19 protein-coding genes and 1 pseudogene are annotated in these 23,454 nt (G+C 34.8%); 6 read left to right on the forward strand and 14 right to left on the reverse strand.

Annotated elements, in window-relative coordinates; genetic code table 11:
* Positions 1-234, forward strand: a complete 234-nt coding sequence (locus CIB29_RS19675; RefSeq protein WP_094550814.1) for a transposase — start codon at positions 1-3, stop codon at positions 232-234.
* A gap of 117 nt (positions 235-351) precedes the next feature.
* Here CIB29_RS19675 and CIB29_RS18970 read toward each other — a convergent pair whose 3' ends face one another.
* From CIB29_RS18970 to recQ, 9 genes are all read right to left on the reverse strand, one after another.
* Positions 352-552 (reverse strand): hypothetical protein, encoded by a 201-nt coding sequence (locus CIB29_RS18970; RefSeq protein ID WP_094550816.1) that lies wholly within the window; start codon positions 550-552, stop codon positions 352-354.
* 56 nt (positions 553-608) lie between these two features.
* Entirely contained in the window at positions 609-1,868 is a 1,260-nt protein-coding gene (locus CIB29_RS14385) for a nickel-dependent lactate racemase family protein (protein WP_094550818.1), read from the reverse strand.
* Between the two features lie 18 nt (positions 1,869-1,886).
* Positions 1,887-3,164 (reverse strand): TRAP transporter large permease, encoded by a 1,278-nt coding sequence (locus CIB29_RS14390; protein WP_094550820.1) that lies wholly within the window; start codon positions 3,162-3,164, stop codon positions 1,887-1,889.
* Between the two features lie 21 nt (positions 3,165-3,185).
* Positions 3,186-3,662 (reverse strand): TRAP transporter small permease, encoded by a 477-nt coding sequence (locus tag CIB29_RS14395; protein ID WP_094550822.1) that lies wholly within the window; start codon positions 3,660-3,662, stop codon positions 3,186-3,188.
* A gap of 72 nt (positions 3,663-3,734) precedes the next feature.
* The gene (locus CIB29_RS14400; protein WP_157910315.1) at positions 3,735-4,823 is read right to left on the reverse strand and encodes a TRAP transporter substrate-binding protein; all 1,089 of its coding nucleotides are present in this window, start codon (positions 4,821-4,823) and stop codon (positions 3,735-3,737) included.
* A gap of 633 nt (positions 4,824-5,456) precedes the next feature.
* Complete coding sequence (locus CIB29_RS14405; protein ID WP_198543899.1) at positions 5,457-7,784, reverse strand: helix-turn-helix domain-containing protein; 2,328 nt, start codon at positions 7,782-7,784, stop codon at positions 5,457-5,459.
* 395 nt (positions 7,785-8,179) lie between these two features.
* Positions 8,180-9,895 carry a methyl-accepting chemotaxis protein gene (locus CIB29_RS14410; RefSeq protein ID WP_094550828.1) on the reverse strand — a complete coding sequence of 572 codons (1,716 nt, stop codon included), beginning with the start codon at positions 9,893-9,895 and terminating at the stop codon, positions 8,180-8,182.
* Between the two features lie 88 nt (positions 9,896-9,983).
* Positions 9,984-11,357 carry an MATE family efflux transporter gene (locus tag CIB29_RS14415; protein WP_094550830.1) on the reverse strand — a complete coding sequence of 458 codons (1,374 nt, stop codon included), beginning with the start codon at positions 11,355-11,357 and terminating at the stop codon, positions 9,984-9,986.
* 149 nt (positions 11,358-11,506) lie between these two features.
* Positions 11,507-13,645: a DNA helicase RecQ gene (recQ, locus tag CIB29_RS14420; RefSeq protein WP_094550832.1), complete on the reverse strand. Its 2,139-nt coding sequence runs from the start codon at positions 13,643-13,645 to the stop codon at positions 11,507-11,509.
* A gap of 613 nt (positions 13,646-14,258) precedes the next feature.
* Here recQ and CIB29_RS14425 point away from each other — a divergent pair.
* On the forward strand, positions 14,259-14,933 hold the full coding sequence (locus CIB29_RS14425; protein ID WP_242965237.1) for a lysophospholipid acyltransferase family protein: 675 nt from the start codon (positions 14,259-14,261) through the stop codon (positions 14,931-14,933).
* Positions 14,934-15,377: 444 nt separating this feature from the next.
* Positions 15,378-16,388, forward strand: a complete 1,011-nt coding sequence (gene gap, locus CIB29_RS14430; protein ID WP_094550834.1) for a type I glyceraldehyde-3-phosphate dehydrogenase — start codon at positions 15,378-15,380, stop codon at positions 16,386-16,388.
* A gap of 56 nt (positions 16,389-16,444) precedes the next feature.
* On the opposite strand, the gene CIB29_RS14435 is transcribed toward gap, so the two are convergent.
* Complete coding sequence (locus CIB29_RS14435; protein ID WP_094550836.1) at positions 16,445-16,837, reverse strand: hypothetical protein; 393 nt, start codon at positions 16,835-16,837, stop codon at positions 16,445-16,447.
* Positions 16,838-17,137: 300 nt separating this feature from the next.
* On the opposite strand from CIB29_RS14435, the gene CIB29_RS14440 reads away from it, so the two are divergent.
* Entirely contained in the window at positions 17,138-17,638 is a 501-nt protein-coding gene (locus CIB29_RS14440) for a GNAT family N-acetyltransferase (protein ID WP_094550838.1), read from the forward strand.
* 123 nt (positions 17,639-17,761) lie between these two features.
* On the opposite strand, the gene CIB29_RS18975 is transcribed toward CIB29_RS14440, so the two are convergent.
* Positions 17,762-17,917, reverse strand: a complete 156-nt coding sequence (locus CIB29_RS18975; protein ID WP_198543900.1) for a hypothetical protein — start codon at positions 17,915-17,917, stop codon at positions 17,762-17,764.
* 178 nt (positions 17,918-18,095) lie between these two features.
* On the opposite strand from CIB29_RS18975, the gene CIB29_RS14445 reads away from it, so the two are divergent.
* Together CIB29_RS14445 and CIB29_RS14450 are read left to right on the forward strand one after the other, a co-directional pair.
* Positions 18,096-19,076, forward strand: a complete 981-nt coding sequence (locus CIB29_RS14445; protein WP_094550840.1) for a 3'-5' exoribonuclease YhaM family protein — start codon at positions 18,096-18,098, stop codon at positions 19,074-19,076.
* 203 nt (positions 19,077-19,279) lie between these two features.
* Positions 19,280-19,471: pseudogene (locus tag CIB29_RS14450) on the forward strand (CorA family divalent cation transporter); the annotation flags it as partial.
* A gap of 257 nt (positions 19,472-19,728) precedes the next feature.
* On the opposite strand, the gene CIB29_RS14455 reads toward CIB29_RS14450, so the two are convergent.
* From CIB29_RS14455 to CIB29_RS14465, 3 genes are all read right to left on the reverse strand, one after another.
* Entirely contained in the window at positions 19,729-20,370 is a 642-nt protein-coding gene (locus tag CIB29_RS14455) for an HAD family hydrolase (RefSeq protein ID WP_094550844.1), read from the reverse strand.
* Between the two features lie 352 nt (positions 20,371-20,722).
* Positions 20,723-21,868, reverse strand: coding sequence for a sugar ABC transporter permease (locus tag CIB29_RS14460; RefSeq protein WP_094550846.1), 1,146 nt, complete (start codon positions 21,866-21,868; stop codon positions 20,723-20,725).
* Position 21,869: 1 nt separating this feature from the next.
* Positions 21,870-23,387, reverse strand: coding sequence for a xylose ABC transporter ATP-binding protein (locus tag CIB29_RS14465; protein ID WP_094550848.1), 1,518 nt, complete (start codon positions 23,385-23,387; stop codon positions 21,870-21,872).
* Positions 23,388-23,454: the final 67 nt, after the last annotated feature.

Below are 23,454 nucleotides of genomic sequence, written 5' to 3' on the forward strand. Positions count from 1 at the left end.
ATTAAGAATCAGGCTGCTTTGGCCAAGTTTGCCGGCATTGGCTGGACTAAGTACCAGTCTGGCAAATATACTGCTGACAACACACAGCTCATTATGTCCGTCAACAGGTACTTAAGATATTATCTCTTAGAAACTGCAAACAAGGTGAGAATGCACAATCCCGAGTTTAAACGCTTCTATGAGCTTAAGTACAACGAAACACCAAGATGCCTCACAAAAGGGCACTCGCATTGACTGCAAGAAAGCTGATCCGGCTTGTTTATACTCTGCTGCATATAGTAAATAGGCTCTTGTATTAGATGTCCCGGAATCAAAATATACATTATACATCTTAATTACCCCTCAAGCTTTTTAACGTATGCTTGTGCCACCTGTTTTAATAAGATCTAAACATTTTAATGTATCCAAAACTTTACTTTCATCTTCTTGATTAAAGGTTACTTCAAGCAGTTTTATGCCACTTTCTAAAAGAGCAGCAACAGTATCAATAATTCTGTCCGATCCAATTCCTCTTATGATTGCAACAATCTTATTTTCATAAATTTGATCCAATATTATATTAGATATAACATAACCTCCTGTTTTTTATCTACTCATAAACCTAATTTTTAATCTAAAGGTAAAATCTCTCCTGCATGCAACATAACAACAACAGAAGCATATTTACCTATTTTGCTCAAGGCATATGACAGTGCCTCTTGTACAGAATTAGACGGAATAAAACCTAATTTTTCCTTTATTTCATTGGAAATATTCGGACAAACCAATATGCCATGAGCTTTTTCTTTAATAACTCTGCCAACGTGAACTAAATGAGCAGCTACACTCTTTTCCTCCAATTGTTTTTTTTCCATAAGCTCTTTTGCTTCTTCCAGGGAGACATATCCAAACCTTTCGATTTCAGGATGTGTCTTAGCTACCCCTTCCGGACACGGTGTTACTAAAATAACATACCCCCCATCTTTAACTACTAATTCAGAAGAATAAATTCCTTTGGCCGCCTGCCACAATTCAATATCAGCAGGATATGAATCAGTAATAACAATATCAGCTTTTGGAATCTTTACCCCATACACTTCTTTAGCTAGATCACATCCTGCCCTGTGAGCAGCAGCTAAATCACCGGCAAATATATCAACAACATTTTCCTTTAAATCCTGTACAACATTAATAATAAAATCCAACCCCATTAACCTGGCAGCTTCATCTATCTGCTCTCTTACTAAGTTATCTCTCTTGCCCATAATCTCAGAGCCGCTTACCAAAGCACTTAGCCAATGTGTTTCACCGGTTGATTGTCCATTTGATACACCCGGTTGAACTATTTTCCCACCGCCAGAAAAACCCGCTACCCTATGCGGTACAATATGGCCTAATCCAATTACAAAATCACTCTCATATAACAATTTATTGCCCCATACTTCTATACCTCTTGAAGTCTTGCCATAGTACATGTTTTCCTCTTTTTTATCCCAAAGATGATTAACTACCTTATACTCATCAACTATTTGTTGACCTAATTTACCAACTAATTCACTATGATTCATAGGCCTGTGGGTGCCAAGTGCCATCAAAATGGTAATATTGTCTTTTTTAATTCCTAATTCTTGGAGATAAGGCAATAAAACATTCAATATTTTATCAACAGGAGTATTACGTGTATTGTCATCAGATATGATTAATATTTTATCTGACGGTTTTAACCTCTCACTTAACTTATTACATCCAATAGGTTTTTGCAACGCTTCCCTAACTAAATTCTCAACATCAGTAGTATTCTCGGTTAATTTAGGTTTAAACACGCCACAAAAATTTTCATCGGGTATTTCTACTCCTTTAATCTCCGGATAATAAAAATTAACAAACATGAAAATTGCCTCCAATATCTATTTAATGAATGATGGTAACCATAAAACTGTAAAAGGTACATAGGTAATTAACATTAAAACCATAAATAATACCAGATACATTGGTACCAATTCTTTAATCAGTACTTCCAGCTTAATCTTAGAAATTGAGGTAGTTACATATAAAACAGTCCCTACCGGTGGAGTTATTAAACCAATACATAGATTTGCAACCATAATAACACCAAAATGTATTGGGTCAATACCATATACATTGCTGATGGGCAATAATATAGGCGTTAATAAAAACAATGCAGGAGTTAGGTCAATTACCATACCAACAATGAACAACAATACATTTAGTACAAAAAGAAAGATTAACTTGTTTTTTGTAATATTCATTAAAATAGCAGTTAAAATTTGCGGTAATTGTGCTACGGCAAGAAACCATGTCAATGCCATAGCAGCAGCACAGACCAGCATAACTACTCCTGTACTTAATGCAGCTCCTTTTAATATGTCAATATAATCTTTAACCTTAACCTTATAAACTGCAAATGAAATAATTACAGCATAAATAACAGCTACCGCACCTGCCTCGGTGGCAGTAAATAACCCTCCTAAAATTCCTCCTAAAATTATCAATGGTAGAATCAAAGCCCAGACAGTATTTTTAAATACCTCAATAAATTCCTTAAAATTAACTGCTTTACTTACAGGATAATTTCTTTTTTTCGCAATAAAGAAAGAATATCCAAGCAGCGCTAGACCTATTAAAATTCCCGGGATCGCACCACCCAAAAACAATTTGGCAATAGAAATCTGCGCTAGTGATCCTAGAATAATCATGGGAATACTGGGTGGAATTATAGGACCGATCACAGAAGAAGCAGCTGTAATAGCTGAAGAAAACGGCTTGTCATACCCATCTTTTTCCATCATCGGTATCTCCAATGATCCTAAAGCAGCAGCATCAGCTACAGCTGAACCACTAATTCCGGCAAAAAGCATACTGGCTAATACATTTACAGCAGCTAGTCCGCCTTTAATTCGACCTACTACGGCACTAGAAAATTTAAGGATATCATTTACCAATCCAACTTTATTTAAAATTTCTCCTGCCAGCATAAAGAAAGGGATAGCTAATAAAGTATATATATCTACTCCTGTTATTAATCTTCTTGCAAGTACCATGGCATCTGTCATACCCATTGCAAACATTAAGATAACGGTGGTTAATCCTATCGCAAATCCTATTGGGACCCCTAAAACCGTAAACCCAATTAAGGAACCTAAAAAAATCAAGATTACTTCCATCTATAACACCTCACTATTTATTCATCTTATTTCAATCGCATCTTTTTTCCAGATTGATATGAGTTTGTTTATTACTTCTACAATCATAATAAATGCTGCAACAGGAATCGCTGAATATTTCCATCCAACAGAAATACCTAAAATAGCAGTCTTTTGAATATAGGATTTGACAACATAATCAATCCCACCTTTAAATGCATATACCAGAAATACCAAAATCAAAATATTTATGATTGTTAATAATAACTTCTTAGCTGTACCACTGGTTTTCTCCAATAGTGTTTCAAAGGAAGGATGCAAATTACTGCGGAATCCTAAAGCTATACCCGTAAAAGACATCCAGACAAAAGCTAAACTACTTACCTCCTCTACCCCAGTAAAAGATTTACCAAAGTAACGACCAATTACATTAAATGAGATTGAGCCCACCATAATTATCAGCATAGCAATCATAAAAATTAATATAAATCTATAGATATAATCCAGAATTTTGGTCATCCATATACTCCTTTCTATCAAAGAAAGCCAGGTGGTAGCTTTATGTGACCACCTGACTTTAAATGTTAATAATTATTTATTTAGATAATCCTTTGATAATGCTTGAATTTCATTGGCAATATCTTTAAGTTCCGGACGCTCCTTAATATATTCATCTACTATAGGTCTTACTTTTTCTATAAATGGTTTGAGGTCAGGATAAGTCACTTCTACTCCTTTTTCTGTAATATTTTTAATAATCTCATCCTGTTGCTTTTTTACTGAATCCATTATTTCATTGGCTGTAACAACCGAAGCTTCCTTCACAACCTTTTGTGCATTTTCAGATAGTTTATTCCAGACACCATCATTTATTACAATATACCCTGGACTATACATATGATTGGTGATAGCTACATATTTCTGTACATCATACCATCCTGCATAATAAGCAGTAGAAAGAGGGTTATCTTGCCCGTCCACTACGCCTTGCTGTAAAGCTGTAAAAATTTCACTAAATGGCATAACAACTGTACTGAATCCTAAAGCCTGCATTTCTGCAATGATAGTCTTACCTTCGAAGACACGCAGCTTAATTCCCTTGGTATCTTCAATTGATTTAATAGCTTTTTTATTATTTGATACCACTCTAAATCCATTAGGAAAAGAAGCTAAAACCTTAACTTTTAATGGTTCCAGATATTTGTAAATTTTTTCACCTATTGGCCCATTTAATACGGCATTAGCATGCTCATAATTAACAAACATATATGGCATCTGCATTAACCTGAATTGAGGAACAGTATTTTCCCACAAATTTCCTGTCATCGCCATTTCAACAGTACCTAATTGTACCCCCTCAACAAACTCTTGCTCATTTCCCAATTGATTGTTAGGATAAATTTCAACTTTCACTTCACCATTTGTTTCTTTTTCAACCATAGGTTTAAACTTGTTATTCAATGCTTGATTTACCGGATGCTCAGGTGCATAATAATTGGCTATTTTGATAGTTACTGCATTAACCGATTTTTTTTCTGGTTCTTTTTTCTGCTCTTTATTATCTTCAACTTTTTTGTCATTTGTCTGCTTATTGTTTGTTGTATTCGCACAGCCTACAACTAATGAAGAAATAACAAATAGAACACATATTAAGACACTTAATTTCTTAAATCTAATCACTTTAGGTCCTCCTTTTTTAATTCTTGTTTTTTGTATTTTGCTGCCTTTTAGTACTTTTGTATTTTTTAAACTTAAAGCTATATTGTTCCCTCCTTCTTAAAACTTTATCTTTTTTAAGCATAAATCATAATGAACCTTGTTCTTTTTCATATTTGTCCATATTATACAGAACAAATAATTTGTAGGTTATTATGATTTTTACTTCTAAAAAATTAAAATTTTTAGTAGTAATACCTATAGCGTATTTAGTGATGTCAACAATTTAACCAAAAAAATATTATTAATAGGTATTTATTTTTTTCACATTTGCCAATCAACTTGTTGTTTATTGTACTCCAAGACTTTAATATTGTAAATTAACACTTTTTTATGAAGTTAATTTTTTCTCTACAATTTTAAGATTGCAAACTAGCATTTTTTTATAAAGTTAACTTTTACGCTATTTTTCGAAATATTATGAATTACTTTTTATTAGAAATTTCTAAATATTACATAAAATAAATAAAGAATCCAAAAAACGATATATCATTCCTGGATTCTTTATTTATTTTATTTTTTACTTAATACTTCATCAAATTTATTTTTCAATTAATTGTTATTATTAATTCACGTTTCTTCCTATCATCCTATAGTTTATGTCTTATCTCTGTATTGTCCCGGGGTAATTCCTTCATACTTTTTAAAAGTCCTCATAAAAGTTTGTATGTTATTAAACCCAACTCGAAATCCAACTTCTTTGACCGGTAATTGGGTATTCTTTAGAAGCTGCTTTGCCTTTTCAATACGACTTCCATTTAAGTAATCAATATAATTCTTACCAATATTCTCTTTAAATATTTTACTAACATATGCTGTACTAAAACCTATCCAATCCGCAATGTCATTTATTGAAATATCACGACTTAAGTTCTCATTAACATATTCTAATATCTTTTCCGCATTCTTTTGACTTTTTGTGAGGTTAACTTTATTAATAGTATTTACAGTAATGTGACAGATTTCTGATAGCCAAATCTTAATATCTTCAATGGTTTCTTTACCCGAGAGTTGTTCATATAGATTGTATCCAGAACCAAAAACTTCATCTACAGTCATTCCCAGGTTAATAATCAGTTCCACTATAGAGCTGATTATTCTTATAAATACTTGCTGTACGTAGGTATAAGAAACATTTCGGTTATCTAAAATTTCTTGAAACAGCTCATCAATTAATATTTCCACTTCTCTCTGCTGACCAACCTTAAGATTGTTTATAAGCAATTTTTCTTTCTCGGAATCATAATAGTATAGCTCTTTCGATTGTGGTTCAATATCATCAATGTCAATAATTTCATTTTTTCCCTGATACAACTTATACTTTAATGCATTTACCGCTTCATTATAGGACAATTTAATATTGATAATATCTTTATACATTCTCCCGACGCCCAGTGTAATAGTAAAAGGAAAATGTTTTTCAACTTCGTCTTTTATATTTGCTGCTATTACCAATAATTCCTCTTTTGCTTGCATTAAAGTTGTATTATCAGTAAAATTGATAATAGCAGCTACCTTATCCGATTCTATTTCTACACAAATGCCTTTTTGCCGGTTAGAAATTATTTTTTCTACCATATTAGTCAGTTTAATTTTATATAAATTTCTATCTTTCTCATTGAATTTGTTACGAAACTCACTATAACCATCTATCTGCATCACAACAACAATAAAATTAGTTAGGCTAAAGTTTATATTCAAGAAATCGAGCTTTTCACATATTTCTTGTGGATTATCAATTTTACCCATAATTAAATTTGTAAATAGCTTTTCCTTAATAATTGGTTTTGCATTTTGTATAATAGTTTCCATGTTTTTGTTTTTATCTATAACATCATTATAAGCATATCCTAAAAACTCATATTCATCTTTGATACCAGAATTTTCACAGTTAAACATATATTTAGATGATTTAGATGATGTTAAGACTAAATCCATTAATTTTTCAATAGGATGATAAATTCCTTTTGAAATTAAGAAAGATATAATTAAACCTAACAAAATATATACCAGAGTGATAATAACGATTATTTTAGAAACAATTGTCGAATCACTTTGTAATGCTTCTAACGGGATTGTATGAATGTATTTCCACCCATTATAAGAAGAAGTTACATATGTGAAAAGCATTTGTTTTCCTTTAACTTTTTCAATAAAAAATCCTTTATCATTTTTTAATATCTTCTTAGTATAAGGATAGTGACTCAAATTAGTATATAATTTACTTTTATCTTTATGAGATAATACATAACCATCATGATTAATTACATAAATTTCTCCCTCGTCTTTGGTATTCAATCCTGCTATTGTACGATATAAATTGTCTTCGCGTATGTTTATTACAATAGCACCTAGCTTGCTTGATGATGCATACGGGAGGTTGCTAATCAAAGTAATACAATTAATTTGATTTCCCAATGCATCGGTAATTTTTCTAGTTTCAAGCTGATAGGTTTCTGAAAAAAAATTATTATATGCTTCTAACCATTCTTTATCGGTGGAATCACTTAATTTATAAGCATCTCCACTAGAGCTTAAAATTGTATTGTTATAGGCCGAGTAAATATAGATTGAAAATATATAGTCATTAGTAAAAGATATATTTTTCAGATTACTGATAATTTTACTATTCCTAGTGGTAAAATTTATATCGGGATTTATGATTGAATTTACTATATCACGATCTTTCGCTAGTTGTTGTATAGTCTGGTCTACCTGTTTGAGTATTAAATCAACCGTTTCACTGGTCTTACCTAGCATATTCATATTGGTATTGCAGATTTGTCTCTGAATCGTTGTAGTAGATTGTTTATAAATGATAGTATTTGCAACTAATACGGGTATAATAGAAGATAAAATAAGCATTATAAAGGTCTTAATGAAAACACTGTTAAATTTGTAATCATATATATATGTTTTTTTCATAAGAGCCATCTTCCCCTTTTCCCTCTACAAAATAATTCGTACAAAATAGTAAAGTTATCAGACAAAGTCTAAAACAGAAAAGCAATCTACTACAATTATAACAAATACCCTAATAAACAACAATGTATTAAAGTAACCTCATTTGGTTCAACGACAAATTTTGTGGTCAAGCACAAATTTATATGTAATTATTTCCATGTGATTTTATAAGAGTCTTGATTTAAGCCAGTTACAGAAAATGTATTGGTAGAAATTACACTTTAAAATAGGTTGACAAAGGCTTTTTCACAAGAATCATCGTTGAATCATAAAAAAGACTATAATAACCGCATCCTGTTTGCAGTTTTTATAGTCTTTCACATTTAAAATGATACTATAAAGCTATTTTACCCTGTCTACAGTTTAAACATGGAAACCATATTGTTTAAATCCTCAGCTAAATTGGATAAAGCCTTTGCATTTTCTGCTATCACTTCCATGGCACTATGCTGTTGCTGTACAGAAGCAGAGGTCTGCTCCACACCGGCCGCTGTTTCCTCAGATATGGATGCAACCTGGTCAACCGAAGTACTGACTTCTTCACTGCTCTTTGCAATTTGTATCAAGTTGTCAGCTACATTATTAACCCTGTGTGCCACCAGAGTAACTTCAGAGTTTATACGCTTGAAGGTTTCTCCTGTAATCTTGATCTGACCGGTGCCTTCTTCCACCTGCTTATATCCTTTTTGTAAAGCATCAACTACCGTTTTGGATTCATCCTGAATTCCTTTTATGATATTGGTAATTCCCGATACCGAGCTTCCAACCTGTTCTGCCAGCTTTCGTATTTCCTCAGCTACTACAGCAAAACCCCTACCGGACTCCCCTGCTCTGGCAGCTTCAATGGCAGCATTTAAAGCAAGAAGGTTGGTCTGTTCGGCAATATTGTTAATAATTTGAACCAAATGGGATATTTCCTGTGACTTCTTATCTAAATTACTGACTTTTACAACAGAACTCTGAACAATCTCATTTATAATATCCATCTGATGCATTGAGCTTTCCATTAAGGCATTTCCCTTATTAGCCATCTCCATAAGCTCATTGGTAGAACTGGTAAGAAGTTCACTTTCTTTATTTGCCTGCATAATCTTATTATTCAGGATATTAATGAAGTTTACAATATCGGTTGAAGAACTTGCTTGTTCTTCTGCCCCGGCAGATAACTGCTCCATAGTCAGTGCAACCTGCTCACTTCCTTGTCTCACTTCATTAGATGATTGCATCAGCTTCTCACTCTGGCTGCCGACTTCCTTAGCTGCAGCAGTAATTTGCTGGATGATGCTGCGAAGGTTATTAAGCATTATGTTAAAGGCCTGAGCTAGCTGGCCAATTTCATCATTGCCATTGTAGCTAATTTTTTGAATAGCAAGATTACCATTTGCGATTTGATCACTAAGCTTAACTACCTCATTTAAATGCCGCTGCACAACCCGGGTCACCGTAAACATGATAAAGAAACCTGTAACTGCTGATACGGCAACAGAAATAATTAGTATAAAAATAGTAGTATTTAAGCTTTGATTAGCATTCTGGATGGCAATATCTCGTTTTTCTTTAAGCGTGCCTTGTAACTGTTGTAATAAACCGTTATTTTCCAATCTAAGCCCTGTTAACTTTTTTCGCGCTACAGTATACTGCGCCCTGTTGTTGCGTACTACATTATAAACAATCTCATTGAGAAAAACATCAGAAATCTCCTTATTATTATTTCTGATACTGTCAAATACGGTTTGCTCTCCTTCTACTGTTACCTTAGCTTCTAAATCAGACAGTAATGCTTCAAATTTCTGCATTTTATCCCTAAAATCTTCTATTAGCTGTGGAGTCTGAAAGATTATATAATCACTGACTTGCACATCTAGGTCATTAAAAAGGGCTATCACTTCTGCTATTTCTACGGCATGGTCTGCCTTGTATTGTAGAGAATTAATATCCCCTTTTACATTATTCATTAGCTTAAAAATGATTCCCATTGAACCAATAAATAATATAATAGAAATCAATAGGGCAATACCATATTTCCAGCCAATTTTTAAGTTTTTCCATCGTAAGCTTTGTAAAATACGCAAAACACTTTCCCCCTTTAAAAGTTACATGATTATACTATTTGTAAATATTTTATTAATATTATTCTACATAATTTTAAAAATTCCTCCTCTAAGCTGTTTCTTGTGAACAGTTTACCAGATTATTAATCCATTTCTTCGACATAAATCTTTTAACGCCGATAATAGCTTTAAATACTTCTTCCAATACAATAAGCGCATAGACCCAGTAAATGGGAAGTTTCCATACCAACCCACCGATAAAAGCAAGCGGCACGCCAATGAACCATACACCAGCCGTATCAATAATCAGGCTGAACTTGGTATCTCCTCCGCTCCGTAATATCCCAACAATATTAATCATATTAAATATTTTGATGGGCATTACAAGCGATAAAACAAATAAAATCTTATTTGCCCAACTGTATACCTCATGAGAAACATTGTATATGGATAAAATCCATTGAGAAGTTAAAATAACTGTAAGACCCATAAACAACCCTAAAAAAGGTCCCAACACAGTAAATTTTCTTGCATATGCAAAAGCTTTGCTTTCGTCATTCGCACCAATTTGATTTCCTATCATTACCGCACTTGCGTGCGCCATACCGGCAAATGTGACCAGCGCTATTCTTTCCACCGTCGAAGCAATATTGACAGAAGTCACCACCTTGGTCCCCATTCTTGCATAAGCAAACATATACATGGTAACACCTAAAGACCATAAGGCCTCATTAAAAAATACCGGCATCGTTGTACCCAAAAACCTTTTTATAAATTCTACCGAAATATTCAACATTTCATTAATTTTAGCCGCCGGTGCATAGCCTTTTATATATATGATAAGTAAAAGTGAGCTCATCTCCACTAATCGAGCCATGACGGTAGCAATAGCTGCACCTTCTACACCTAATGCAGGAAAACCTGCATGCCCGAAAATCAATAAATAATTAAAGATTGTATTTAATCCCAGTGAAATAACACTAACAACCATTGGTAACTTAACCTGCCCGGTACTTCTTAAGATAAAGGCATATACAAAAGTAATAGCCGTCATCATATAGCTGAAACAAACCATCCTTAAATATTGGCTTCCCAAAACAATAACATTCCGGTCTTTCGAGAAAATTCCCAGAACCTGCCCGGGGATGAAGAAAGCTACCAACGAAAATAAAAAGGCTATACTCACTCCTATCATCAGACCTATCCCCAGCACCCTGCGGATGCCCGGTATATCCCTTTTTCCCCAAAACTGGGCGGTAAATATAGCTGCCCCACTGCAAATCCCGAATAAGAAAAGATTCAAAAGAAAAAATATCTGGTTGGACAATCCAACAGCAGCAATTTCCGTTTCTCCCAGTTGTCCGATCATAACGGTATCTACCATGTTTAATGAAGATGCAATTAAATCCTGCAGCGCCAAGGGTATAGCCAGTTTGATAAATATTTTATAAAATTCCCTATCTTCAAAAACTAAGCTGTACATAGACACCTCATTTATACTTTTATATTCTATTTGATAATAATATTTTTATGCAATTACAATATTTGAATTGTATTGATAACCAATATTAAAATTAAAAATAAATTAATATAGTTACCGATAAAATATTGAGCATTTCCTAAATTTGTCCCTTAAGTTGCTTGCGGAATTTTTCGAATCATATACTTACATATTACTGCCTTGATTGCAAAATAATCTATCTGGTCGGGCAGTGCTTCTTTAATAGGTTTTAATTTTTCAGTCCCAAGTTGTCTGATTGTTTGAAAAATCTGTTCTTCATATTCCGGCGGAATAAATGTATCCCAGTCAACCGCACATCCTTCCTGGCTGCACCGGACCAGATGGTCTTGAATGGTAATGGGCGTTAAATCCCTTTCCCGGGCAATATCATCTAGTGATTTTCCTTCTCTATACATCTGGTAGGTAATTAAATGACTTGGCTTCTTATGCTCTTGCGCTGCAGAAGAATCTATCTTTACAGGCCTTGGAGAGATTCCATGGTCATCCATATATTTTTGGATAACCTCTATAAATTGGTTCCCGTACTTATGGAACTTGGATTCTCCTACACCGGTAATTGTAAGCATAGACTGCCGATCAGTGGGAAAATATTTGCACATTTCATGTAAAGTGCTGTCATGAAAAACAACATAAGGCGGTATATTTTCCTTTTGTGAAATTTCTTTCCGGAGGGAACGCAGCAATTCAAAAAGGCTGGAATCAACATTGGCAGCCGATAGTTTCTTTTGCACTTTTTGCATAACCCTTTCTTCCCCTCTTAACACAGGAATTGCTTTTCTCCGAATTTGGACAACAGGGTATTGACCTTCTGTTACATGTAAATATTCTTCCGCTATTAAAAGATTAATTAGATCAATAATTTCACGTATAGAATATTCTTTCATAATTCCATAGGTAGACAATTTGTTGAACCCTAATTCATGAACTCTTTTGCTATTAGAGCCTCTTAAAACATTAGCTACAAAAGTAGCGCCATATTGCTCTCCCATTCGCTTGATACAGGAAAATATTTTTTGAGCTTCTATAGTGATATCGGCCAGTTCGCTTTCATCATTACAATTACTGCAATTTCCACATTTTCCGTTAGTATTTGTTTCTCCAAAATACTCTAAAATGTATTTGCGCAGACACTGTGAAGTATGGCAGTAATCCACCATATTTTGCAGCTTTTTATATTCGTTGCTTTTCCTGTCAGAAGATAAAAGAGTTTTTTCAATCAAGAACTTTTGAATATGCTGGTCCGAAGCACCATATAGCAAAATACATTCTGCAGGATCACCGTCCCGCCCTGCACGCCCTGCTTCCTGGTAATAGGATTCCATATTTTTAGGCATATTAAAGTGGATGACATATCTGACATTCGACTTGTCAATTCCCATCCCAAAAGCATTAGTAGCTATCATAGTATCAATATTATCATATATAAACGCTTCCTGGTTTTGATTCCTTTCGTCATCATTCAATCCTGCATGGTATTTTCCAACACGGTAACCTTTCTCATGCAGATGCCTGTAAAGCTTGTCCACTTCCTTGCGGGTAGCTGCATAGATAATTCCAGCCTGATTTTTATGACTATTTAAGTAGTCTGTAATAAAATTTATTTTATTTACACCTTTGATTACAGAGAAAGTCAGGTTCTCCCGGTCAAACCCGGTAACATAAACATTGGGCTTTTGCAACGATAAAAGATTTATTATATCTTGTTTTACATTTACTGTAGCAGTGGCGGTAAAAGCTGCAACAATGGGCCGCCGGGTAAGCTGGTTGACAAGCGCCGCAATGGAAAGATAACTGGGCCGGAAATCATGCCCCCACTGGGAAACACAATGGGCTTCATCAATAGCTAATAAAGAAACCGGTATATTCTTTAACATTTGGAGGAAACGTTCCGATTCAAGCCTTTCGGGTGCAACATATAAAAGCTTGTACTTTCCCCTGGACGCGGAATAAATCCGGTGCTCTAATTCCTGTTGGTCTAACGAACTATTAATAAACGTAGAAGGAATTCCCAGGTTATCCAGTGCATCCACTTGGTCCTTCATTAAAGAAATCAAAGGAGAAATTACAAGAGTAATCCCGGGGAGCAAGAGGGCAGGAACCTGATAACATAAGGATTTGCCTCCACCCGTAGGCATAATTCCCAATGTATCTTTTTCTTGCAATATGCTGGCTATAATTTCTTCCTGCCCTTTTTTAAAGGAAGAATAGCCAAAATACTTTTTTAGTATCTTCTGTACTTCTTGGAACATCTAGTTACACCTCTTACCGGACATTGTTTTTTACTGTATCCTTTGAAATATTTCAAAAGATAGCACTTCCCTTTTCTTTACTGATTTTACTTTATTATACCGTATTATCCTCTTTATTTCTACCCTTATATAAAACTTCGCCTTCTTCGTAACCGATTTCGTTCTCTAAAATTTTTTCTGCTGCTAAAACCATACCATGGAAGCATCAACGATAACACCATCTACATCAAAAATTACCGCTTTTAGCATAAAATGTACCCCTGCGAATTCAAACTATTGCTCATAATTGTATTTCAATATATAATATTTTACAAGAAGTTTTTATATTTCCAAAAACTCTAAAAGCTTTTAAATACAAATTCATACTTTTAATGAAAAGATTTTGTTCTATATAGTTTACAGTTAACAGCTCTCAATTCACAGTAGTAAACGATTTAATAGCTTTTACTGTGAACCGTGAACTGTGAACTTATTGACTTTTTATCTGTCATGTAAAATCATTAGCAGTAAATATATAAATAGTTTTTTATTATAATTCTAAATAAAGGTCACTTCAAAATAAAATAGGGTAGATGTATAATTTCAAATATTGTAAATAAAGCAGGGGTGTCTTATGATAAGAACAATAATATGTTTTATTTATTTTTTTATCTATTTGATTATTACCCTACCTTTATTGATGAAAGTTATAGTACTGGATAAACAGAACAAAATTGCAGACAGGGATGAGCTGGTTTACCGGGTGGCCGGTAATTGGGCACGGTTGTTGGTAAAGCTGAGCGGTTCTGAAGTAAAAGTAACAGGGCATGAAAATGTCCCTAAAGATGGACCGGTCCTATTTGTAAGCAATCATCAGGGCAATTTTGATATCCCTATATTAATTGGATTTATCGATAAACCTAAAGCATTTATATCAAAGATTGAGGTTCGAAAGCTTCCTATTATCAGGACATGGATGTATTATATGAACTGCATATTTATCAAAAGAGGAGATGCCAGAAAAGCATTGGAAGCTATTAATCAAGGGGTGGAAGTACTAAAGGAAGGATATTCGCTGGTAATATTTCCTGAGGGTACCAGAAGTAAAGACGGTAACCTGGGAGAATTCAAGCCCGGAAGCCTGAAGCTAGCAACTAAGTCAGGTATGCCAATTGTTCCAGTGACAATTAAAGGTTCTTATAAAATAATGAAAAAAATAGTTTTTCTGTTCATCCTGCTTATGTGGAAATTATTATCTCTCCCGCTGTTTCACCAGACATCATCGCAGCAAAAGATTCTAAAGACTTAGCAGAAATGATAAAAAATATAATTTCTAACAATTTATATAGTGACGCTCCTATTTTTACACACGATACGCTGGAAAAAATACCTTGTCCATAAAAATTCTATTATAATTTATGATATAAGCTAAGGTATATTGAACACATTAAATATTTTACATGACTGGTCAGAGCTTCGACATGAGGACGGTTCCTCAATCGCATGAAAAGCACATTCGACAGACGAACCGTCCCCAAGTCGCACACGCCAATCGTATATTTTCCTTTTGGCTTTGTGGAAAATAGTGAATAGTTCAAGAGGTTTTAAGTATAGAAAAATTGTAAATTTCACAAAAAAGTTGGTTTATTCTTTCAAAAATTTAGTGTTAAAGATTTAACATTTTTCTTGTTGATTTACTAAAAATATTGTACAATATAATAGTATAAGAAAATTTACTCAGGAGGTTTTAAAAATGGTTACAAAAGTAGGTATTAACGGTTTTGGCCGTATTGGTCGTCTCGTTTTCCGTGCGGCGTTGGACAATCCATCCATCCAGGTAGTAGGAATCAATGACCCATTTATTGATCTCGACTACATGGTGTATATGTTAAGATACGACTCCGTACATGGGCAATTCCAGGGCTCCATCGAAACCAAGGATGGAAAACTTGTAGTAAACGGACAGGAAATCAGCGTATATGGAGCAATGAATCCTTCAGAAATTCCATGGTCTGAATGCGGTGCAGAATACATAGTAGAATCTACCGGTGTATTTACAACTACAGAAAAAGCTTCCGCTCATTTTGCAGGCGGTGCCAAGAAAGTTGTAATTTCTGCTCCGTCAGCAGATGCTCCAATGTTTGTTATGGGTGTAAACCACGATAAATACACCAAGGATATGAAGGTTGTTTCCAATGCATCCTGTACTACAAACTGCCTGGCTCCTCTTGCAAAGGTAATCCATGAAAATTTTGGTATTGTTGAAGGCTTAATGACAACCGTTCATTCTACAACAGCAACTCAAAAAACAGTTGACGGTCCTTCAAAGAAAGACTGGAGAGGCGGACGTGCTGCTGCAGCTAACATTATTCCATCTTCTACAGGAGCAGCAAAGGCAGTAGGAAAAGTTATTCCTGAATTAAACGGTAAATTAACCGGTATGGCTTTCAGAGTTCCAACTATCGACGTATCTGTTGTGGATTTAACCTGCCGTCTTGAAAAGCCTACTACATACGAAGAAATCAAAGCTGCTGTAAAAAAAGCTTCTGAAAATGAATTAAAAGGAATCCTCGGTTATACTGAAGATGCAGTTGTTTCTTCCGACTTCATCCATGATGCTCGTACCTCCATCTTTGATGCAGATGCAGGTATTGCATTAAACAGCAACTTCGTTAAACTAGTTGCATGGTATGACAATGAATGGGGTTATTCAAACAAAGTTGTTGATTTAATTGCTCATATGGCTAAAGTAGACGCAGAATAATATAAACTAATTAATAAAAAGACCAGCTAACCCAAAGTTAGCTGGTCTTTTTATTATCATGTTTTCATTCTAAATTCAGCATGGCATAACCTGCATATTACGATCAATTGTCCTTTATGCCTTGGTAGTCTTAATTTTGCACTGCATTTAGGGCAGGATACAATAACATACTTTCTTCCTTCAATAAACCTGCCTATAGTCCCTTTAATTGTCTGTTCCATTCTGTGGAGATAGGAAACCGTCCTCTTGAGCCATTCTTCGAACATTACTGCTTCCTGCTTTCTTTTATATTGATCTTTAGATATGCTTCTCCACAACGCATACCCTATTATTAAAATTGCAGGAATTGCAGCCTTTTTAACAAGCAGTAGACCTGCTCCAATAATTAAAAGAAATTTTGAAAAATTATCCCATCCGTAGGAATCCTTAAAATACCTGTTAAAGTCCAAAATATCTCCCCCAAAATATATTAAATAATCTAAAAAGCTTCTATATATTAACTTTTCAATATTAATATAACACATTTATTCTAAATTAGGGAAGATTATAGGTACAAAATAGGACAAAAGCATCATTCTTTTGTCGAATTTAGTATGATATATTAAAATTTTAAAAAAATAAGCTATATTAAGTTATCTTTAACTCAAACCATTGACTTTCTCTTGCTTTTTTGATGTAATATTTCTAATAGCTATTGAACCTATTAATCACCCTATGTCACATTGTTAATAAAGGAGGATTGTACTTAGATGAATGATTATAGATTTGAGGAAGCCCGGGAGGAACATTTACCAAAGCTGCTGGAAATTTATAACTACTATATTTTAAATTCAACCGCAACCTTCCACATAAACCCTATTTCCATGGAAGAAATGTGGGAAATAATATTTTTTGACAACCCTAAATATAAAGCATTTGTAATTAAAGAAAAAGAGGATATATGCGGATACTGTATTTTAACTCAATTCAAAAAGCGGGAAGCGTATGATATCTCCGCCGAAGTGACTGTATATTTAAAACCGGATTATGTAGGAAAAGGCATAGGCAGTCTTGCAATTAAGCACATTGAAACCCTGGCAAGAAAGAATGATATTCACGCGTTAATTGCGATTATCTGCGGCGAGAATGAAAAAAGTATAAAACTGTTTGAAAAGAACGGTTACATAAAATGTGCCCATTATAAGGAAGTAGGTAAAAAGTTTGGAAGATTGCTGGATGTTGTATGCTATCAGAAGATAATTGCCTATTAAGCACTTTTTCAGCGGTTTTGAACGGTTCCTAACCTGCAGAAATAGAGAGTTAGGAACCGGCCATTTTAAATTTTAAATAGGTACCTAAAAAATGCATCCGAGAAATCGGGTGCATTTTTACTCTTAAGTCGGGTCATTTTCATCCCATACTAATCTTGTAACTCTAGTAACATTTCCTTTTGCTTTATCCTCTTTTGTAGCATCTTCACCCCTTGGATCATCTTCCATCCCCGGTGCAACAGTTGGTTCTTTTTTTCTTTTTTTTAAATCTTTTTTCATATCATCATCTCCCTATCATAAAATCTAATATTAGTATGCATTCTTTCAAAAAATATTTTCACGTAAAAATATACAGTTCCATGAGCTAACAGGAATATTTGAACCAAATTTTAGTTGGCATATTGGTAAATTCATGAGATAATATCAAGGTAAAGATTGCCTGCTGAGGAGGACTCTTATGGAAATTCAGACTATTGCTCAATTTGAAGTAGGAAATAGAATCGAAGGATTCTTCCTTATAAAATCTTCACAATGTAAAATGGCAAGTAATAACAACAAATTTTTAGACATGATTTTAGGGGATCAAACCGGTGAAGTCAATGCAAAACTATGGGATTGTACCGAAGAGGATGAAAAAAAATATAAACAAAATACATTGGTAAAAGTAAGAGGGCTTATAACGGAATGGCAAGGTCAATTGCAATTGAAAATTGAAAAGATAAGGCTTTCAGTAGCTGAAGATGGTATTGATGCTGCTAATTTCGTACCGGCAGCTCCATATACGCCGGAATATATGTATAATCAATTACTAAATTATGTTTCTAAAATTCAAAATCACGATATAAAAGCTATTGTAAACTGTATACTTAAAGAAAACAAACAGAGCCTGATGACTTTTCCTGCAGCAATGAAAAATCATCATGCTATAAAGTCAGGGCTGTTATACCATGTTATGACCATGCTAATGACTGCTGAAAAGTTAAGTCAAATCTATACATTTGTTAATACGGATTTGCTCTACGGCGGTATACTCCTTCATGATATTGCCAAGCTCTATGAGATGGATGCAAATGAACTGGGTATTGTATCGGCATATACTACCGAAGGCCAATTACTTGGTCATATTGTCCAAGCAATCAAAATGGTGGACCGAACGGCCAAAAAGGTCGGAGCAAGTGAAGAAGTGGCTGTGCTTCTTCAGCATATGATTCTGTCTCATCATTATGAACCGGAATTTGGAAGCCCTAAAAAGCCCATGTTTCCTGAAGCTGAATTATTGCATTACATAGACCTTATAGACAGCAGGATGTATGATATGCAAAAAGCACTGGAAAATACTGCAGCTGGGAATTTTTCAGATAAAATATGGTCACTGGAGAATAGAAAAGTCTACAAGTTTAATTTAAATAACGAAAAGGAAGAAAAGTCGCTGGCATAAACTATTTTTAATATTAATTTCTTTTAACTGACATAATAAAAGTATTAAAAAAGCATGAAATTTTATAAGAATAGTAATTTCGGACTTTTTCAATGGTTTCATATAGTGCTCATAACATATTATAATGAGGTGATAGAGTATGTCCAAGCTGGTCAAACAAAGGTCTAAAAAGGCAGGTCTTCCTCCCGGGACACTCATCCATAGAGGTAATGAAATTATTGACAATTATATCTACAGTGTTTATTCCTCTTACATTTATTGCAGGAGTTTACGGGATGAATTTTAAATATATGCCTGAACTGGAATGGCGCTGGGGCTATCCGGCGGTGTGGGCTGTCATGATTGCAATTTTTTGTATCATGATTATATATTTTAAGAGGAAAAAATGGATATAGAATTAATAGGCTATTAACCGTCTCTCAAGAAGACAAAACACGAGCGTAATTTGTTCTGTAGGGGCAGGTCTTGCACCTGCCCGCATTAACCACAATGTCCCTATAGGTCATTCACAAGGGATCTTCCCTACATCTAATAATTATGTGTACATTATCTTTCAGGTGCATTTTCTGAATTTAAAGAATAGCATCAACAGGCTCTAAGTCTTTCCGCAACGTTCTTTCCATAATATTCTTCAAATATAAAATATACGCCCTTATCTTTCTATTGCACGCCTTACTTCTTCATCATAAAAACTATCCACTATCACATCTGCCTTATTGAGTTCTCCTCTGGCGCAGCTTGTGGTTATCGCAACCACATACATCCCTGCCCGTTTACCTGCTTCTACTCCTGCAACAGCATCTTCAATGACTACACATTTTTCAGGAGGGACTCCCAACTTGCCAGCGGCTTTAAGGTATACATCAGGCGCCGGTTTTCCTTTGGTTACATCTTGTTCTGAAAGAATTACATCGAAGTATTTACGAATATGTAAATTATCTATAGTAAAATCTACGTTTTCTATACACGCAGAGGAGGCTATTGCAATTTTTAAACCTTTTTCCTTAATATAATCAAGGTACTCTATTAATCCTTCAGGCGGTTTTATATCTTCCAGGTATATCTCCCTATATAGCTGTTCCTTTTCCCTACCAATAATAGCTACCTCTTGATCGGAAAGGTCTTGACCAAACAATATTCTAACAAATTCTATATTCCTCAGCCCGTACATTTTATCCAATTTTTCCTGATTTACTTTAAGTCCCTTTTTTTCGATATACAAGTGCCATGCCTTTCTATGATACTCACTATTATCGACAATTACTCCATCCATATCAAAAATTACTGCTTTCATATCATCACAATCCTCCTAGAACATTTAATCCTTCAATAGTATATCATAAAAAGGATGAAAGTGGCGATTGCAAAATTTATAACTTCCTTAGCCTGGCTATATTTTTTGTCCCGGGAGGATTACTTTTAATCCATGTAAATGAGCACCAACAAATAATTATTAATATCAAAAAAATTCACAGTTCAGAGTTCACATATTTAGCTATTTGCTTTCGTTACTGTGAACCATGAACTGTGAATTATTAACTATTACAAAACTACGTATTACTTATCGTTATTACACTAAGTGAATGTGCTGCGCTAGGTTAAATATGATTCCAAGAACTGAGCTACAAGGCTTAGAACCTGTAAACTCATTTTCCCTTATTTTTTGTGGCTATATCTACCCATACCGCAATAATTAGTATAAGTCCTTTTACAATATATTGGTAGAATGCCTGCGTATTCATCAAGCTCATGCCGTTGTCAAGGCTGGCCATAACAAGTGCCCCGATAATTGCTCCTGCTACCGAACCGGAACCACCCATAAGGCTGGTACCACCGATAACGCAGGCTGCAACCGCATCAAGTTCAAACATGTTACCGGCATTAATGGTTGCTGCATTCAATCTTGCTGTAAGCACAACGCCACCAATAGATGCAAGCAAGCTGGAGATAATAAAGATAAGCATTGTAATTTTATTGATATTTATACCTGAGAGTCTTGCCGCCTCTACGTTACCTCCAATTGCATACACATATCTTCCGAATTTTGTTTTTGTAGTGATAAAGGTAAATAGAAGTACCAGTACCAGTACTAGGATAACAGGTACGGGAACACCTTCATAAGCATTCATGGTCATGATAAATGCTACAATGAGCCCTGAATAAAATGCAGCCTTTAATACTGTCAACCCGATATTTTCCACTTCAAATCCATACTTTATTCTTGATGCCCTGCTTTTGAATATAAAATATATTGTTGCAACAATACCTATGCCTGCCAGAATCATTCCTACTGTTGTCGACAGGTACGCCTGTCCAATAAACTTGAAGCTATCACTAAGGGGTGCAACAGTTTGCCCTTTTGCAATTCCCATCAGTATACCTCTGAAAATCATCATACCACCAAGGGATACAATAAATGCAGGTACTTTCTTATATGAAACCCAGAAACCCTGCCATACACCAATGGCAATACCCAGTGCAATGGCTGCAGCAATAGAAGAAGCGGTACTCCAGTTAAACCATACCTGCAGAATAGCTGCTACTGCACCGGTCAAGCCTGCAACGGAACCTACTGACAGGTCAATATGTCCGGCAACTATTACAAGCAGCATGCCTATTGCAAGTATTGATGTTACAGACATCTGCCTTGCCAGAAGAGCCAGGTTTCTAGCTCTCAAAAAGGTCCCATCAGTCATCACTGTAAAGATAACCCATATTGCAATCAATGCAAATATCATTGTGTATGCTCTTATGTCAAAATTAAATCTTAGTTTTCCTGATTCTCTTTTCATCTTATCTACCTCCTGTCGCACAGTGCATTATTCTTTCCTGTGTTGCTTCTTCTACTTTTAATTCACCGTTCAGCTTTCCTTCATGCATAACCAGAATTCTATCACTCATTCCCAATACTTCAGGAAGCTCGGATGACACCATTACCACCGCTACCCCTTGACGTACCAGTTGATTCATGATGTTATATATTTCATACTTGGCACCAACATCGATACCACGAGTAGGTTCATCCAAAAACAATACTTTGGGTTCGGTCATTAACCATTTACCCAAGACAACCTTTTGCTGGTTACCACCACTTAAGGTTCCAACCTTCGCTTCTATAGAAGGTGTCTTAATTCTTAGGTCCTTCACATATTTATTACTGAATTTAACTTCTTCATTTGAGTTAATTACTGAAGCTGTGCAAATTCTGTCCAGACTTGAAATAGTGATGTTCTTTGCCACACTCTGGTCAAGTATCAAACCATAACGCTTTCTGTCTTCCGACACCATTGCAAGTCCCAGCTTAATTGCATCAACCGGTCGGTTTATATTAACTTTTTTCCCCTCAAGATATATCTCTCCGGTCTTCCTTCCAGGGAATCCACCAAATATGCTGGTAATCAATTCCGTTCTGCCAGCTCCCATTAATCCTGCTATCCCCAATATTTCGCCTTTCCTTATCTTAAAGCTTACATTATCTATAATTTTTTTGTTAGGATTCTCTGGATCATATACGCTAAAGTTTTTGACTTCCAACACTGTTTCTCCTGGTTTGTGCTCTTCTCTAGGGAATCTTTCTGTTAGCTCTCTACCTACCATTAGAGAAATTACCTTATCCTCATTCAAATCAGAAGCTGGATAAGTTCCTACTGTTTGGCCATCCCTTAAAACAGTTATACTATCCGAAAGCTCAAAAACCTCATTTAACTTGTGAGAAATATAGATACATGAAACACCTTTTTCTCTTAGTTTATTTAAAATATTTACCAGTATCTTAACTTCACTTTCGGTAAGAGCAGCCGTAGGCTCATCCAGTATAAGAATGTCCGCTTTCTTGGATAAGGCTTTTGCAATTTCAACCAGCTGCTGTTGACCGATACCCAGATTTTTCACTTTTGTTTTTGGGTTTAAGTCGAGTTCCATTTCTTTTAATAATTTAGCTGCTTCAGAGTAAAGTTTGTCCCAGTCGATAACTCCACCTTTTGTATGCTCAGCACCAAGAAAAATATTTTGGCCTATGTCCATTTCTTTTACTAACGCCAATTCCTGGTATATAATTGCTATTCCCGCTTCTTCCGATTGCCTTATGTTATCAAATTTCTGCACCTTTCCATTGATTACAATATCACCTTCATAGGTACCAAAGGGATATACTCCACTTAAAACTTTCATGAGAGTTGATTTTCCTGCCCCATTTTCTCCGCACAGGGCATGTATTTCTCCCTTTTTTACTTTAAAATTAACATTATTTAAGGCTTTTACACCTGGAAATTCCTTTGTGATATTTCTCATTTCCAATACAAAGTTGCTCATGGATTTCCCCCTCTCCTTCAAATCTTAAAGAAAGCCCAGGTGATAAGCCTGGGCTCTACAGTCAATT

Source organism: Petroclostridium xylanilyticum, assembly GCF_002252565.1.
GTDB classification, from domain to species: Bacteria; Bacillota; Clostridia; order SK-Y3; family SK-Y3; genus Petroclostridium; species Petroclostridium xylanilyticum.

What these genes read in the sequence shown, in the direction of transcription:
- CIB29_RS14455 (WP_094550844.1), bottom strand. Translation starts at nt 20,370, where the DNA reads ATGAAAGCAGTAATTTTTGATATGGATGGAGTAATTGTCGATAATAGT.
- CIB29_RS14390 (WP_094550820.1), bottom strand. Translation starts at nt 3,164, where the DNA reads ATGGAAGTAATCTTGATTTTTTTAGGTTCCTTAATTGGGTTTACGGTT.
- CIB29_RS14395 (WP_094550822.1), bottom strand. Translation starts at nt 3,662, where the DNA reads ATGACCAAAATTCTGGATTATATCTATAGATTTATATTAATTTTTATG.
- CIB29_RS14425 (WP_242965237.1), top strand. Translation starts at nt 14,259, where the DNA reads ATGATAAGAACAATAATATGTTTTATTTATTTTTTTATCTATTTGATT.
- CIB29_RS14465 (WP_094550848.1), bottom strand. Translation starts at nt 23,387, where the DNA reads ATGAGCAACTTTGTATTGGAAATGAGAAATATCACAAAGGAATTTCCA.
- CIB29_RS14460 (WP_094550846.1), bottom strand. Translation starts at nt 21,868, where the DNA reads ATGAAAAGAGAATCAGGAAAACTAAGATTTAATTTTGACATAAGAGCA.
- CIB29_RS14445 (WP_094550840.1), top strand. Translation starts at nt 18,096, where the DNA reads ATGGAAATTCAGACTATTGCTCAATTTGAAGTAGGAAATAGAATCGAA.
- CIB29_RS14440 (WP_094550838.1), top strand. Translation starts at nt 17,138, where the DNA reads ATGAATGATTATAGATTTGAGGAAGCCCGGGAGGAACATTTACCAAAG.
- CIB29_RS14405 (WP_198543899.1), bottom strand. Translation starts at nt 7,784, where the DNA reads ATGAAAAAAACATATATATATGATTACAAATTTAACAGTGTTTTCATT.
- CIB29_RS14385 (WP_094550818.1), bottom strand. Translation starts at nt 1,868, where the DNA reads ATGTTTGTTAATTTTTATTATCCGGAGATTAAAGGAGTAGAAATACCC.
- CIB29_RS14415 (WP_094550830.1), bottom strand. Translation starts at nt 11,357, where the DNA reads ATGTACAGCTTAGTTTTTGAAGATAGGGAATTTTATAAAATATTTATC.
- CIB29_RS18975 (WP_198543900.1), bottom strand. Translation starts at nt 17,917, where the DNA reads ATGAAAAAAGATTTAAAAAAAAGAAAAAAAGAACCAACTGTTGCACCG.
- recQ (WP_094550832.1), bottom strand. Translation starts at nt 13,645, where the DNA reads ATGTTCCAAGAAGTACAGAAGATACTAAAAAAGTATTTTGGCTATTCT.
- gap (WP_094550834.1), top strand. Translation starts at nt 15,378, where the DNA reads ATGGTTACAAAAGTAGGTATTAACGGTTTTGGCCGTATTGGTCGTCTC.